General features: G+C 69.8%; 10 protein-coding genes and 1 pseudogene. 3 read left to right on the top strand and 8 right to left on the bottom strand.

The features are described from left to right. Nucleotides 1-141 precede the first annotated feature (141 nt). From ABTY04_RS38800 to ABTY04_RS38780, 5 genes are all read right to left on the bottom strand, one after another. The gene (locus tag ABTY04_RS38800; RefSeq protein WP_352218147.1) at nt 142-2,478 is read right to left on the bottom strand and encodes an ABC transporter permease; all 2,337 of its coding nucleotides are present in this window, start codon (nt 2,476-2,478) and stop codon (nt 142-144) included. After that, nucleotides 2,475-3,182, bottom strand: coding sequence for an ABC transporter ATP-binding protein (locus ABTY04_RS38795; RefSeq protein ID WP_352218146.1), 708 nt, complete (start codon nt 3,180-3,182; stop codon nt 2,475-2,477). The genes ABTY04_RS38800 and ABTY04_RS38795 overlap by 4 nt, the downstream gene beginning before the upstream one ends. Before the next feature lie 181 nt (nt 3,183-3,363). After that, entirely contained in the window at nt 3,364-5,283 is a 1,920-nt protein-coding gene (locus ABTY04_RS38790; protein WP_352218145.1) for an ABC transporter ATP-binding protein, read from the bottom strand. A gap of 53 nt (nt 5,284-5,336) precedes the next feature. Next, nucleotides 5,337-6,143: an alpha/beta fold hydrolase gene (locus ABTY04_RS38785; protein ID WP_352218144.1), complete on the bottom strand. Its 807-nt coding sequence runs from the start codon at nt 6,141-6,143 to the stop codon at nt 5,337-5,339. 329 nt (nt 6,144-6,472) lie between these two features. After that, entirely contained in the window at nt 6,473-7,768 is a 1,296-nt protein-coding gene (locus ABTY04_RS38780; protein WP_352218143.1) for a sensor histidine kinase, read from the bottom strand. Between the two features lie 263 nt (nt 7,769-8,031). On the opposite strand from ABTY04_RS38780, the gene ABTY04_RS38775 reads away from it, so the two are divergent. Genes ABTY04_RS38775 through ABTY04_RS38765 form a run of 3 tightly spaced genes read left to right on the top strand, consistent with a single transcriptional unit; the run spans nt 8,032 to nt 10,596 of the window. Further along, a complete protein-coding gene (locus ABTY04_RS38775; protein ID WP_352218142.1) occupies nt 8,032-9,066 on the top strand; it encodes a beta-ketoacyl-ACP synthase III in 1,035 nt (344 codons plus the stop codon). Between the two features lie 58 nt (nt 9,067-9,124). Continuing rightward, a complete protein-coding gene (locus ABTY04_RS38770) occupies nt 9,125-9,361 on the top strand; it encodes an acyl carrier protein (RefSeq protein WP_352218141.1) in 237 nt (78 codons plus the stop codon). Continuing rightward, complete coding sequence (locus ABTY04_RS38765) at nt 9,358-10,596, top strand: beta-ketoacyl-[acyl-carrier-protein] synthase family protein (protein ID WP_352218140.1); 1,239 nt, start codon at nt 9,358-9,360, stop codon at nt 10,594-10,596. Before ABTY04_RS38770 ends, ABTY04_RS38765 begins: the two co-directional genes overlap by 4 nt. 73 nt (nt 10,597-10,669) lie before the next feature. Here ABTY04_RS38765 and ABTY04_RS38760 read toward each other — a convergent pair. The 3 genes and pseudogenes from ABTY04_RS38760 to ABTY04_RS38750 form a co-directional block, all read right to left on the bottom strand. After that, nucleotides 10,670-11,283, bottom strand: a pseudogene (locus ABTY04_RS38760) (LuxR C-terminal-related transcriptional regulator). 97 nt (nt 11,284-11,380) lie between these two features. Beyond that, a complete protein-coding gene (locus tag ABTY04_RS38755) occupies nt 11,381-12,070 on the bottom strand; it encodes a response regulator (protein WP_352218139.1) in 690 nt (229 codons plus the stop codon). 151 nt (nt 12,071-12,221) lie between these two features. After that, nucleotides 12,222-13,259 (bottom strand): 4-hydroxyphenylpyruvate dioxygenase, encoded by a 1,038-nt coding sequence (locus ABTY04_RS38750; protein ID WP_352218138.1) that lies wholly within the window; start codon nt 13,257-13,259, stop codon nt 12,222-12,224. Between the last annotated feature and the right edge of the window lie 162 nt (nt 13,260-13,421).

Below are 13,421 nucleotides of genomic sequence, written 5' to 3'. Positions count from 1 at the left end.
GGGGCGGCGCGCCCGATGCGGGGAAGGGCCCCGCAATCGGGCAGTACACGTCATCCGGCCAAGTCACCGCGGCGACGACCATCAGGTCGTCGCGTCCGCGCGTCGGGAGGTTCCGGTATCCGGTCGTGGACCGGCCGGACGTCACTCGTTGTGCAGTGCCTCCGCGATCGTCAGGCGGGTGGTCGCACGGGCCGGGAGGTACGCCCCCACGACCGCGATCACGATGCCCGCGAAGCCCAGCATGACCAGGACCGGCGCGTGCCACACGTCCATGGTGCTCCGCGCGAGGTCGACGTTGGCCGCCTTGCCCGCGATCGGCATGATCACGCGGTGGGCGAGGACGCCCACCGGGATGCCGAGCAGCCCGCCGATCGCTCCCATCGCCGCCATGGACGTCACCGTCATCGCGATCACTTGTCGCGGCGTCATGCCGATCGACTGGAGCATGCCCAGGTCGCGACGGCGCTCGCGGGTGTTGAGGACGACGGTGTTGAAGACACCCATCGCCGCGACCGCGGCGAGCATCAGGGTGAGCACCGACGACAGACCGATCACGGCCGCGGTGAACGTGGTCGTGGTCTCGTTCCCGCGCGAGTAGAGCCCCTCGTCGGCCGACTTCACGGCGGAGGTGAAGCGGCCGATGTCGGTACCGGGGACGACCTGGACCAGGTACTGGAAGCGGGAGTTGAGACGTGTGACGTCCAGAGCGAGCGGGGACAGCGTCCCCCAGTCCGCGTAGAGCGATTCCTGCTGGCCCATGAGCGAACCGACGATCGTGGTCCGGGTCTGCTTGCCGCCGACCTCCAGGGTGAGCTGGTCGCCGACCTCCAGCCCCCGCTTGTGCAGGAAGGCGGAGGACACGGCGATCTCGCCGGGCCCCTCGACCCAGTGCCCGGTGACGATCTGGTCCTGGAAGCCCAGGGTGGAGTAGTCCCCCCGCAGGAAGTCGGCGACTACGCCTTGCGCGGAACCGACGATGGACACCGGGACGTGCGCGTCGACGGTCACGTGGCGGGTGCCGTCCAGGGTGCGCAGCATCGACTCGACGTGCTGGTCGTCGAGCTTCGCGGCGGTCTCGCCGAACTGCGGCTGGCCCGGCTGGACGGTGATCTGGGCGGCCGACGCGTGCGTCGTGGCCTTCCCGAACTGGGTGACCGTACCGACCAGGCCGGTCGCGAAGGTGGCCGTGGTCACCCCGAGGAGGACCGCCACCAGCGTCATCGCGCTGCGGCCGGGCCGGGCGAAGGGAAGGCCCAGGCCCAGGCTGATCGAGCGGGGCAGCCGGCTTCCGCTGAGCCTGCGCTGGATCCGCAGACCGCGTCCGGGGCGCGGGGCGCTGCCCGCGCTGATCGCCTCGGCGGCGGAGAGACGGTGAGCCCGCATCGCCGGAACGGCCGCGGCGAGGACGACGACGGCGGTCATCGTGACCATCGCCGCCGCGCACACCCACAGGTTGAGGCTCACGCTGTTCAGGTCCATGCCCATGCCCTGGAAGGCGCTGGTCAGCAGCGGCTTCGTGGCCAGCGCGCCGCCGACGGTGCCGACGACGCACCCGAGCACCGTGGGCAGCGACACCATCAGCAGGTAGACGGAGACCACTTGGCGCGGGGTGAAGCCCAGCGACTTCAGGACGCCGATGTGCCGGAACCCGGAGACCACCGCGCCGCTGATGACGTTGGCGACGATCAGCAGGGCGACGAGCACCCCGAGGATGCCGAAGACCATGAGGAAGGGAACGTAGACCCCCGGACCGGAGGCGATGTCCTGCTTGACCGTGAGGTAGGACTGCGCGGCCAGCAGCGAGTCCTTCGGCAGCCCGGCGGTGACGTCGGCCATGTCGCGGTCGATGTCGGCCTGCGTCGCCGAGGAGGCGAAGCGGTAGAGCATCTGGGTGGCCGTCGGATGCATGGCCTCCATCTGCGCGGGCGAGACCCAGGCATCGGCGGTCCGGCTCAGGGTGTAGGCGTAGCCGACGATGGAGAGCTGGGTGCCGTCAGGGGTGACGATCTTCTCGCCGAGGGGGAACGGAGCCATGGTGCCGACCGCGGGGGGAGTCGCGTTCACGACGATCTCGCCGGGCGCGGTGGCCCAGTGGCCGCTCCACAGCTTCACCTTGTCCACCGGGCCGTCCGGGTCAGCGCGGCCGACCACGGTGAGCGGACCCGTCAGGAAGGAGACGCTGCCCGGAGCCAGGCTCACCGAGGTCTGCCCGAAGGGTCCGGCGGCGGCTTCCACGCCCGGCTGCCGGGCGGTGTCGGCCAGCTGCTCTCGGGAGACCCTGCCGGTGTCGAACGCCGCGACGGCGTGCGCGCCGCGCTGTTCGGTGAACGCGCGCTCGAAGGGACTCGAGGCGGCGTCCAGCAGCCCCAGCGCGATGACCATCGTGGCGGTCGACAGCAGGACAACGATGCTGATCACGGCCGTCTGGAGTCTGCGCCGCTTCACGGCCGCCCAAGCGGCCTGCCATACGGCGCTCATACGGCTCGCTCCATGGCGCTCTCACGGGCGATCCGGCCGTCTTCGAACTCGATCAGACGGCTGGCGCACCGCTCGGCGAGGAGCGGGTCGTGGGTGACGATCAGCAACGTCTGGCCCATCTGGTTGAGGTCGAGTAGCAGCTTCATCACCTGCTCACCGCTCTGCCGGTCGAGCGCGCCGGTCGGCTCGTCCGCCAGCAGCAGGGCCGGACGGTTCATCAACGCCCGGGCCACCGCGACCCGCTGGCGCTGGCCGCCGCTGAGTGTCGCCGGATAGTTGTTCCGCCGGTCCGCAACACCGAGGTTGTCGAGGAGTTCCAGCGCGCGCTTGCGAGCCTCCCTGGCCGAGGTGCCGGTCAGCTGCGCGGCGAGTGCCACGTTGTCGATCGCCGACAGGTCGTCGAGCAGGTTGAAGAACTGGAAAACCATGCCGATCCGGTGACGCCGGAACAGCGCCAGGCCCGTCTCGTCCAGACTGCCCACGTCGTCGCCGTGCACATTGATCGTCCCGGAGGTGGGCCGGTCGAGTCCGGCGATCATGTTGAGCAGCGTGGACTTGCCGCAGCCGGACGGCCCCATCACCGCCACGGCCTCACCGGCCCGGATCTCCAACGACACGCCGTCCAGGGCGACCGACTGCCCGTACTCCTTGCGCACATCGTCCAGCCGTACGACGACCTGGCCTGTGCTGTTCTCACTGGTCATGGCACGAACCTATGAAGAGCGGGCGGGTCGGGGCATCGGCCCACGGAGGTAATACGAGCATGGGGTCATCCTTGCGATGTAGCGGAATGGGATGTGCGGCCGACAACGCGGCCGCCGGCCGCCTGTGGTGCTGGAGGCGGCCGGCGGCTGATGTGGGGGGCAGCGCTGGGGGAGGGGTGGGTCAGTGGAGTTCGGAAGCGACGTCCACGCCGCTCTCGGCCTGCTGGGCGAACTGAGTGTGGTACAGCGTCGCGTACAGCCCGTCGGCGGCCAGCAGCTCCTCGTGTGTACCGCTCTCGCGGATGCCGCCGGCCTCTACGACCAGGATCTGATCGGCCTCACGGATGGTTGACAGCCGGTGCGCGATCACCAGGGAGGTACGGCCGGCCAGAGTGGTCTTCAGCGCGCGCTGGACCGCCGCCTCGGACTCGGAGTCCAGGTGCGCGGTCGCCTCGTCCAGGACGACGACCGGCGGGGCCTTGAGTAGCAGCCGGGCCAGCGAGAAGCGCTGCTTCTCGCCGCCGGAGAGACGATAGCCGCGATCGCCGACCACCGTGTCCAGGCCCTCCGGAAGGGCGCTGATGGTGTCCCACACCCGCGCGGCCACGCACGCGTCGATCAGCTCCTGCTCGGAGGCGCCGGGCCGGGCGTACGACAGGTTGGCCCGCACGGTGTCGTGGAACAGGTGGGCGTCCTGGGTCACCACGCCGACGGTGTCGCGCAGCGACTGAAGGGTCAGGTCGCGCACGTCGTGACCACCGATTCGGATGGCTCCCGAGGAGGGGTCGTAGAGCCGCGGCACCAGGTGGCTGATCGTGGTCTTTCCAGCACCCGAGGGGCCGACCAGGGCGGTCAGCTTCCCCGACGGCACCCGGAAGCTCAACTCCCGCAGGGTCAAGGCACCCTCGCCCCGCTCGGGCTTGCGGAACGCGATCGACTCCAGTGAGGCGAGGGAGACCTCGTCGGCGGAGGGGTACCGGAAGCTCACCCGGTCGAACTCGATGTCCGGTGCGGGGGCCTGCGGTTCGGGGGCCGGGAGCACCCGGGCGTCGGGCCGCTCGGAGATGAGTGGTTTGAGGTCCAGGACCTCGAAGACGCGGTCGAAACTGACGATGGCCGTCATGGCTGTGACCTGCATGGTCGACAGCTGGTTGACCGGGCCGTAAAGCCGCAGGAGCAAGGTCACCATGGCGACCAGCGTGCCGATCGCCAGCGTGCCGTCGATGGTGAGGTAGCCCCCGAGTCCGTACACCAAGGCCGTGGTGAGGGAGGTGAGCACGGTGATGATGATGAAGAGCAGCCGCCCGTAGACCATGCCGCTGACCGCTATGTCGCGCACCCGTCCAGCGCGGGCGGCGAAGGCGCCCACCTCGTCCTTCGAACGTCCGTAGAGCTTGGCGAGCATGGCCCCGGAGACGTTGAAGCGCTCGTTCATCATCGAGCTCATCTCGGCGTCGAGCTGCATCGTCTCCCGGGTGAGTCGTTGCAGCCTGCGAGCGAGGAGCCGGACGGGGAGGAGGAAGAACGGGATCATGACCAGCGCCGCAACGGTGATCTGCCATGAGAGGTAGAACATCGCGCTGAGGATCAGGATCAGCGTGAGGATGGTGGTTACCGAATCCGACAGCAGGGTGGTCACCGCCTGCCGGGCCCCGACGACATCGGCGTTGAGCCTGCTGACCAGCGCTCCGGTCTGAGCCCGCGTGAAGAACGCGAGCGGCTGCTGCTGCACGTGGGCGAACACCTTGGTGCGCAGGTCGAAGACGAGGCCTTCGCCGATCCGGCCCGAACACCAGGTCTGTACGTACATGGCGAGCGCGTCGATCAGGGCCAGCCCGGCCACGGTCAGACACAACGCCACCACGACGCCGATCCGCTTGGGCATGATGCCGTCGTCGATGATCATTTTGAGGATCAGCGGCCCGGTGGCCGTGACGAGGGCGTTGACGACCGTGGTCAGCAGGAGCAGGACCAGCTGCCAGCGGTAACGCAGGGCGTACGGGATGATCCGCCGGACCGTACCGGGTTTGACCCTCTGCTTGGTGACCGAATCATCGTCGAACCGCAGCCCCATCGCGCGTGGGGGTGGGCCGTCTAGCATGGTCAAGGAAACCTGCCTCGCTCTCGTGTCTTTCCCGCGGCTCTGACGGCACGTCAGTTCTTCTGGAGGAACTCGATGATCGCCGTGTTGACCTCTCGCGGCCGCTCCAGGTAGCCGAGGTGGCCGCAGTCGGAGATCTCGACGAGGTCGCAGTCCGGGATGGCGTCCGCCACCTCGGCGACCAGGTGCGGCGGGCAGAGGAGGTCGTCGGTGAAGGCGATGGCCCGGCACGGCACGGTGACCCCCCCGAGCGCCTCGCGGCGGTCCGCGACGGTGTCGGTGACCCAGTCCTGACCCTCGGCGGCGTTCTCCCGGCCGCCGGACAGTTCGAAGATCTCCAGCCAGGCCGAAGCGGCGGCGTCGTCGTTCAGGGTCGCCGGGGACATCATCTCGAGGACGGTCCTGAGCGCTTCGTACGATGGGGGCAGTCGCACGCCGCTCTCGCGCAGCGCGCGGTCCGCCGCCGACTGGGCCCGGCGCAGAGCGTCGGACCGGGCCCGGGTGGCCAGCAGGACGGCGGACCGTACAAGGTCCGGGCGGCTGAGCGCCAGGTCCTGCGCGACCATCGCTCCCATGGAGGTGCCCACGATCCGGCACGGGCCCAGGTCCAGCGCCTCGATCAGCCCCACGGTGTCGGCGACCATGTCGTCGAGGGAGTATTTGCCCCCGGGAGCGTCCGATGGCGCGATGCCCCGGTTTTCGAAGGTGACCGTCTCGTACCCGGCGGCGTTCAGGGCTGGGGTCTGGTGCATGGTCCAGACCCGGCCCGAAGCCCCCGAGCCCATGATCATCAGTACCGGTTCGCCGCTGCCGGAGCGCTGGTAGGACAGCTGTATCCCGTTGCTCTTCACGAAGGGCATGACTTTTGAGCCTCAATTCTGCGGGGACCTGGAATGCGGCCGGCTCGTTTCGTGGTGTGCGCCCAGGCCACCACCTCTGCCCGGCTTGCCCAGAACCGCACGGGTCCGCCGCTTCCCACGATGGCACCGTCGGACAACGCTGATCAATACCGATCGGCTGACCACCCGGCCGGTCCCGTTCGTTCAAGTGGCGCGTCGGCGCAGTTGAACGAACGAGCCGAACGGGGAAAGGGCGACCGGCCGGACGCGGCGTCGCCGCCCCGTGTGATGGGCTGCCACGGCCTTGTGTGCCGGGCGGTTCCGGCCCTGTGCAACGGACCGTCCTGGCGCTACTCGACGGACCGCCACGGGACCCGGGCCCGCACCCGGAACCCGCCGTCGGCCGTGTGGTGCGCTTCCAGGGAGCCGCTGTACACGGCCAGCCGTTCCCGGAGCCCGAGCAGGCCGCGGCCGCCCCCGGTGCCCGCCTGCGCACTCGGCGTACCGCCCGTGTTGTCGATCTCCATCTCCAGCCATTCGCCCTCGTGTCGCAGGCACACCGAGGCCTTCGCGCCCGCGGCGTGCTTGAGCGCGTTCGTCATCGCCTCCTGCACCACCCGGTAGACGGCCAACTCCATGCCCGCGGGCAGCGGTGCCCCCGGCAGCGACACCGTGAGGTCTACCGGCATTCCGGCCGTGCGCACCCCCTCCACCAGCGCCTCGAGCTGGGCGAGTCCCGGCTGGGGTTGGAGCCCGTCCACGGAGGCGTCCGACGGGGACAACAGGCTCATGACGGCGCGCAGTTCGGACATGGCGGCCCGGCCACCCGCCTCGACCGCGAGCAGGGCCCGCTTGGACTCTTCCGGTGCCACGTCCATCACCTTGCGGGCCGCACCGGCCTGGATCACCATCACGCTCACGTTGTGCGTCACGACGTCGTGCAGCTCGGCGGTGATGCGCGCCCGTTCCTCCCCGACCGCCCGGCGGGTGGCCTCCTCCTGTTCCCGCTGCAGGGCCGCGACGCGCAGCTGGCTGGTCTTGAGCTGGTTCTGCCAGTACCGCACGGTGCGGCCGACGATCGCGGCGAGCATCAGTATTACGAATCCGGCCGACCAGCCCGGCAGTGCCGGGGCGGCATCCTGGAAGGCGAATCCCGCCACCGTGGCGGCGACCACCAGACCGGCCGCCGCCGGCACCTGGTGGTGGCTGTGGGTGATCGCGCTGTACGCCGCGACGCAGCAGACGGCGATCGTGATCCACGTCGCCTGGTCGCTCAGCGCCAGGGCCGTGACCAGCACTGCCCAGAAGGCCGACAGGGGGTACCTGCGCCGGAAGGCGAGCGGCAGCGGATTGAGGAAGATGAGTGGGTACAGGGGCCGCCCGCCCCGCGGTACCTGGGGCACCTCGGAAGGGCCGGGGGAGAGCGGCACGGAAGACTGCCCGCCCGTGTTCGGCGGGTGCATGCCGATGAACTGCTCCCCGGCGTGGAACTTCCAGCTGGCGAGCACCGCGACGACGGCCAGGACGACGGCGAGCGCCGTGTCGGCCACGATCGCGCGCCGCGACAACGGAGCGGGCTTGGCCTCGGGGCGCAGCGATTCTCGCGCGTACTGCCGCCACCCGGGCGCCCGTGCTTCAGTCTTCACCCGCACATTGTGACCGCTGTGTCGGGTGGGCACATCGGCTCCGGTGACGGGGAAACCCATCCTGTGGAGCTACCTCGCGAGGATGACGCGCGGGGCGCCCAACCGAGGTCGCGCCGCAGTTGAACGCAGGAAAATACCCTGGTCGCCACATTCATTGTGCCGCTCTTTATGGCCCATGTAAGGTCACTCCGCGTCGAACTCCGTGACAGAACACGGGCGTTCTGTTTCCTGAGCAAGATGAGAACTCTAGGGGGCCGTCCACGATGTACACATCAGAATTAACAGCGGCGGCCCCGGAGAAATGGGGAAACCGCCCCGCTGCCGTTGTCGAAGGTCTCGGCACGTGTCTGCCGACCGGTGAATTCGACAATGACACGCTGGCCCGGGACCTCGACAGCAGCGACGAGTGGATCCGTACGCGCACCGGCATCGCCGCACGGCGCCGGGTCGGAGCCGACGTCTCCACACGGGATCTCGCGTGCGAGGCCGGGGCCAACGCGCTGCAGTCGGCCGGCCGGGACACGGTGGACGCCCTGATCCTGGCCACCACCACACCGGACCGCCCGGTGCCGGCCGCCGCCCCGGAGATCGCGCACCGCCTGGGGCTCGACACGGTCCCCGCCTTCGACGTCTCCGCCGTGTGCAGCGGCTTCGTCTACTCCGTGGCGACCGCCGCGGGGCTGATCACGAGCGGTATCGCGGACAGCGTCCTGGTGGTCGCGGCCGAGACCTACTCCCGTATCGTCGATCCCACGGACCGGGCCACCGCTGTGATCTTCGGCGACGGCGCGGGTGCGGTAGTGCTGCGCCGCGGTTCTTCCCGGGAGCAGGGCGCCCTGCTCGCGTTCGACCTCGGCAGCGACGGCTCGGGCAAGGACCTCATCCACGTACCGGGAGCACGCGAACAGCCGGATGCGGAACGCTGGTTCACCATGGCGGGCCGGAAAGTGTACCTGCGGGCCGTCGAGCAGATGACGAATTCGGCGCTGCGGGTCATGAAGGACTGTGCCTGGACACCGGAAAGCGTCGGTGCTCTCGTGCCGCACCAGGCGAACGCCCGCATCATCCAGGCGGTCGCGGACCGGATCGGCGTACCGCCGCACGCCGCGGTGTGCGAACTGGCCCGCACCGGCAACACGGCGGCCGCCTCCATTCCGCTCGCGCTGGCCGACGCGCTGGCCGGCGGGCGGCTCCAGGCCGGGGCCCGGACGGTACTCACCGCCTTTGGCGGCGGATTGACCTGGGGATCCGTCGCGCTGACATGGCCGCAGCTGACGGCCGTGCGTTCAGAAATTTAATGGAGCGAGATCAAAGGGATCCAAAGGGTCCACGCGATCCGAACGAAGGGAATGCGCCATGTTCGTCGACTACCTCTCCCACGTCCTCGGAACCGTTTACAAAGTGTCCGGTGACATCCAGCCCACCCGGTCCTTCAAGGAACTGGAGGTGGACTCGCTGTCCCTGGCGGAACTCAGTGCACAGCTCGAGGACGAACTCGGTGTCACCATCGAGGAGGAGAACCTGAGCGCCGATACGACCGTGGGAGAACTGTCCGAGCTGCTGGAGGCCAGTGGGGCGGTCCTCCCGGCATGACGGGTCACGGATTCCGCCATCCCGATGTCGTGATCAGCGGCATCGGCATGGTCACCCCGGCGGGCGCGGACACCGCTACGGCCTGGGAGACCGCCTGCGCGGGGCGCCCGACGGCCGTGGCCGATCCCCGCCTGTCGGGCCTGGGCGTCACGTTCAGCTGCGCCGTGACCGGCTTCGATCCGCAGGAGGTGTTCGGCAGCGACTCCCGCCGCATGGACCCCTTCGCCCAGTTCGCGGTCGCCGCGGCACGCGCTGCCGTCGCCGACGCGGCGCCGGCCGACGGCTCCTGGGATCCGGCCAGGGTCGGTGTCGTCCTCGGCACCGCGGTCGGCGGTCAGGGAACGTGGGAGGAGCAGGGGCAGCGGCTGCGGGACAAGGGTCCGCGCACCGTGAACCCGCTCACCGTCCCGAAGGCCATCGGCAACATCGCGGCGGGTTCGGTGGCCATGGACCTCGGCCTGCACGGACCTTCCCTCACCCTCTCCACCGCGTGCGCGGCAGGCACCACGGCTCTGGGTTTCGCCCTGGACCTGCTGCGATCGGGCCGCTGCGACGTGGTGTTGGCCGGTGGCACCGAAGCCGCCGTGACCCCCCTGGTGACCACGGCCTTCGACCGGCTGAAGGCGCTGTCGCGCCGCTGCGAGGACCCCTCCGCCGCTTCCCGGCCCTTCGACGAACACCGCGACGGCTTCGTCGTGGGCGAAGGCGCGGCCGTACTGGTCCTGGAGCGCGCGGAGAGCGCCGAAGCGCGGGGCCGGCGCCCCTATGCGCGACTGCTCGGCTACGGAGCCTCCTCGGACGCCCACCACCTGACCTCGCCAGACCCCGACGGCCGTTACGCGGAGCTGGCCCTGCACGAGGCGCTCCAGGACGCGGGGGTCACCGCGTCGGACGTGTCCCTCGTCAACGCCCACGCGACGAGCACGCCGCAGGGCGACGCCGTCGAGGCGCGCATGATCGAGCGGGTTTTCGGCCGGGGCGCCGCGGTCACCTCCACCAAGGGCGTGACCGGCCACATGCTGGGGGCGGCCGGAGCGGTCGAGGCCGCGTTCGTTGCCCTGTCGATCCGGGATTCGGTGATCCCGCCCACCGCCAACTTCCGGGCACCCGGAGCGGACATCGCCGACATCGACATCGTCCACTCGGCTCCGCGGCACCTCGCCCTTCCGGTCGCCGTCAGCAACTCTTTCGGCTTCGGCGGGCACAACGCGGTCGTCGTTCTCGGCCGGGCCTGAGGCTGCCCGCCGTAACCGCAACCCGCTACGGCTACGGCAACAGCCGGCGCACCGAGGCACGCCCGGGGGAGCCTCAGCGGCCGCCCGGCCTCACCAGTCCCGTTTCGTACGCGTAGATCGTCGCCTGGTTCCGGTCGCGAAGATTCTGCTTGAGCAGGATCCTGCTTACATGGGTTTCGACCGTCTGCTCCGCTACCACCAGACGTTCGGCGATCACCGCGTTCATCGGACCGGTGCGATGAGACCCAGCACTTCGGTCTCCCGTTCCGTCAGGTTGCAGGAGCGGCCCCTCACCGTCGGGCGGTGATCGTCGGTCACGCGGGAGAACTCTGTAATCAGAGGCGTGACGTCCGGGGGGCGTCACCCGCAGCCACCACCCGTACTCCACGGGCGAGTTCCTCGTCGGATCCGTCCTTGAGCAGGAACCGGACGCGCCGGCCCGCAGGGCCTCGTAGACGTACTCGTCCAGGGAGAAGGTCGTCAGCACGAGGACCTTGGCGTGACCTTGGGCGATGCCGTGATCCGCCGGGCCGCCTCGATGCCGCTGATCCCGGGCATCCGTATGGCCGTCAGCACCCCGTCGGGCGACAGCTCGGCGACGGCGTCGTCGCCGTCCATGGCCTGACCCACGACCTCGATATCGGGCTCGCAGTTCAGCAGCACCGTGAAGCCCTGGCGGACCAGCATCTGGTCGTCGGCGATCAGCACGCGGTTCGTACGGTGTCCTCAACTGGGGTGAGGGGAAGGGCAGGGGACCTGGAAGGCTGGACCGGCTCGGACTCGGTCAGCGGCCGGGCTGCTCACCCGGGGAGATCAAGCCGGTCTCGTAGGCCAGCACGACCGCCTGGACGCGGTCACGGAGCCCCAGTTTGGACAGGATCCGCGCGACGTGGGTCTTCACCGTCGCGGCGCTAAGGGTCAGGTGGTCCGCCAGCTCGGCGTTGCTCAGGCCGGTGGCCAGCAGGCGCAGCACTTCCAGTTCGCGCTGCGTCAGTGCGGACAGGTTCCGGTGCACCGCGGCCTTCACCGAGGTCCGCGGAGCGAAACGCTCGATCAGGCGGCGCGTGATGTTCGGCGCCAGCAGGGCGTCGCTCGCCTGGACCAGACGCACCGCGGCCGTCAGGTGCTCGGGGGTGACGTCCTTCAGCAGGAAGCCGCTCGCTCCGGCCGACAGCGCGGCGTACACGTACTCGTCGAGGTCGTAGGTTGTCAGGATGATGACGCGGGTGTCGCACGCCTCGTCGGCGACGATCCGCCGGGTCGCCTCGATACCGTCCATCTCCGGCATCCGGATGTCCATCAGCACCACGTTGGGCCGGGTGCGACGCACCACCGCGACCGCCTCGCCGCCGGTGGACGCCTCGCCGACCACCTCGATCCCGTCCGCCATCAAGAGCATGCGGAACCCGATGCGCACCAACGCCTGATCATCGACGATGACGGCGCGCAACGCCGCGTCCGCGCGACCGCCCATTGCCGAGAGCCCTCCACCGTCCTGCGTACTCATCACGTCCTACATTGTGGACCACACCGACACACTGCTCACAGATGTGTCGTGCGATGCGGACCCGCGCCTCCGGCCACTGAGGCGGCCGGAGGCGCGGGTCGCCCGGGGGCGATGGGGGTCAGCGGGCGGGGTTGACCGCCTCGTCCAGGGCATCGTACTGCGCCCGGACACCCGCCGTGCTGAAGGCCTTTGAGCCGAGGCGCTGTACGAGTTGGAAGGAGAGCGTCTCGCGCTCGAAGGGTGAGCGGCTGAAGGACTCCATGAGCAGTCCCCGCCCGTCGTGGTGGACCGCCACGTCCGCGGCCCGCAGCGCGGCGAGTTCCTCCTCCGGCAGGCCGGCCGCGGTCCACGCCTGGGCGGACGGGGCGTCCCCGGCGCTCCCGGCGGGAAGGAAGCGCACGCCCAGCTCCCCGAACTCCCGGGTGGTGGACAGGACGTCGTCGACGAGAAACGCCAGGCGCTGGACGCCGGGACCGTCGTTCCTGTCGAGGAAGACGTCTGGTTCACCGACCTCCGGCCCGAGCCGGTCGGCCACCGTGGTCAGTACGAAGGCGGCGCTCCGGGAAGCACTGCGGACGACGACCGAGTCCATGACCCGGTCCCCGAGGCAGAGGCGTTCGGGGGAGGAGCGGGAGAATCCGAAGACCTGGTGGCAGAAGGCGGCGTAGTCCGCGAAGCCGTCCCGCGCGAGATGGACCGCGATGTGGTCGAGCAACCGCACCCGCCCGCCCGGCATGGCCGGCGCCCCGGGAGTGGGGGTCCACCGGCGGCCTGCCGGCAGGGCGGCGCCCGCTCGCGCAGGAACCGGCACCAGGGTGTGGTGGACCCCGCCGAACGCGGGCACGGCCGGGTTCCCCTGCGGGGACGTCGTCACCTTCGCGCCGGCCTTCAGCGCGGCGTCTCGGGTCGTCGGCACGTCCTCGCACGCCACGGCGATGTCGGCGATCCCGTCTCCGTGATCGTCGAGGAACTTCCACGTCCCCCAGCCGGAGGTGACGACCAGGAGGACCTCACCCTGCCGAAGCAGCACGGAACTCCGGTCCACTTCGACCGAGTCGGCGACCCGGGTGAAGCCCATGGCCGATACGAGGTGATTGACAGTCGATATTTTATCCTTCGTGTACAACTCGACATAGGCTACGCCTCGCACAACCATGGGTAACTCCTGGAGACCGGGAACGAAGAGAGGGTCAGGGCCGTTCGGGTTGGCTGGGCCGGTGCATGACTACCAGCGCCATTCCTGCTGGCGGTAGAGGTGACCGGCCTTGATGTCCCGGTCCTTGCACCAGGTCATGAATTCTTCGATCTGCTTGATCTG

The organism is Streptomyces sp. NPDC097981, assembly GCF_040302565.1.
Taxonomy (GTDB): domain Bacteria; phylum Actinomycetota; class Actinomycetes; order Streptomycetales; family Streptomycetaceae; genus Streptomyces.
This window is presented reverse-complemented; position numbering and strand designations above follow the sequence as displayed.

Bases quoted from the DNA above. Each gene is read 5' to 3' on its own strand.
- ABTY04_RS38800 (WP_352218147.1), bottom strand. From the start codon at position 2,478: ATGAGCGCCGTATGGCAGGCCGCTTGGGCGGCCGTGAAGCGGCGCAGA.
- ABTY04_RS38795 (WP_352218146.1), bottom strand. From the start codon at position 3,182: ATGACCAGTGAGAACAGCACAGGCCAGGTCGTCGTACGGCTGGACGAT.
- ABTY04_RS38790 (WP_352218145.1), bottom strand. From the start codon at position 5,283: ATGCTAGACGGCCCACCCCCACGCGCGATGGGGCTGCGGTTCGACGAT.
- ABTY04_RS38785 (WP_352218144.1), bottom strand. From the start codon at position 6,143: ATGCCCTTCGTGAAGAGCAACGGGATACAGCTGTCCTACCAGCGCTCC.
- ABTY04_RS38775 (WP_352218142.1), top strand. From the start codon at position 8,032: ATGTACACATCAGAATTAACAGCGGCGGCCCCGGAGAAATGGGGAAAC.
- ABTY04_RS38770 (WP_352218141.1), top strand. From the start codon at position 9,125: ATGTTCGTCGACTACCTCTCCCACGTCCTCGGAACCGTTTACAAAGTG.
- ABTY04_RS38765 (WP_352218140.1), top strand. From the start codon at position 9,358: ATGACGGGTCACGGATTCCGCCATCCCGATGTCGTGATCAGCGGCATC.
- ABTY04_RS38755 (WP_352218139.1), bottom strand. From the start codon at position 12,070: ATGGGCGGTCGCGCGGACGCGGCGTTGCGCGCCGTCATCGTCGATGAT.
- ABTY04_RS38750 (WP_352218138.1), bottom strand. From the start codon at position 13,259: ATGGTTGTGCGAGGCGTAGCCTATGTCGAGTTGTACACGAAGGATAAA.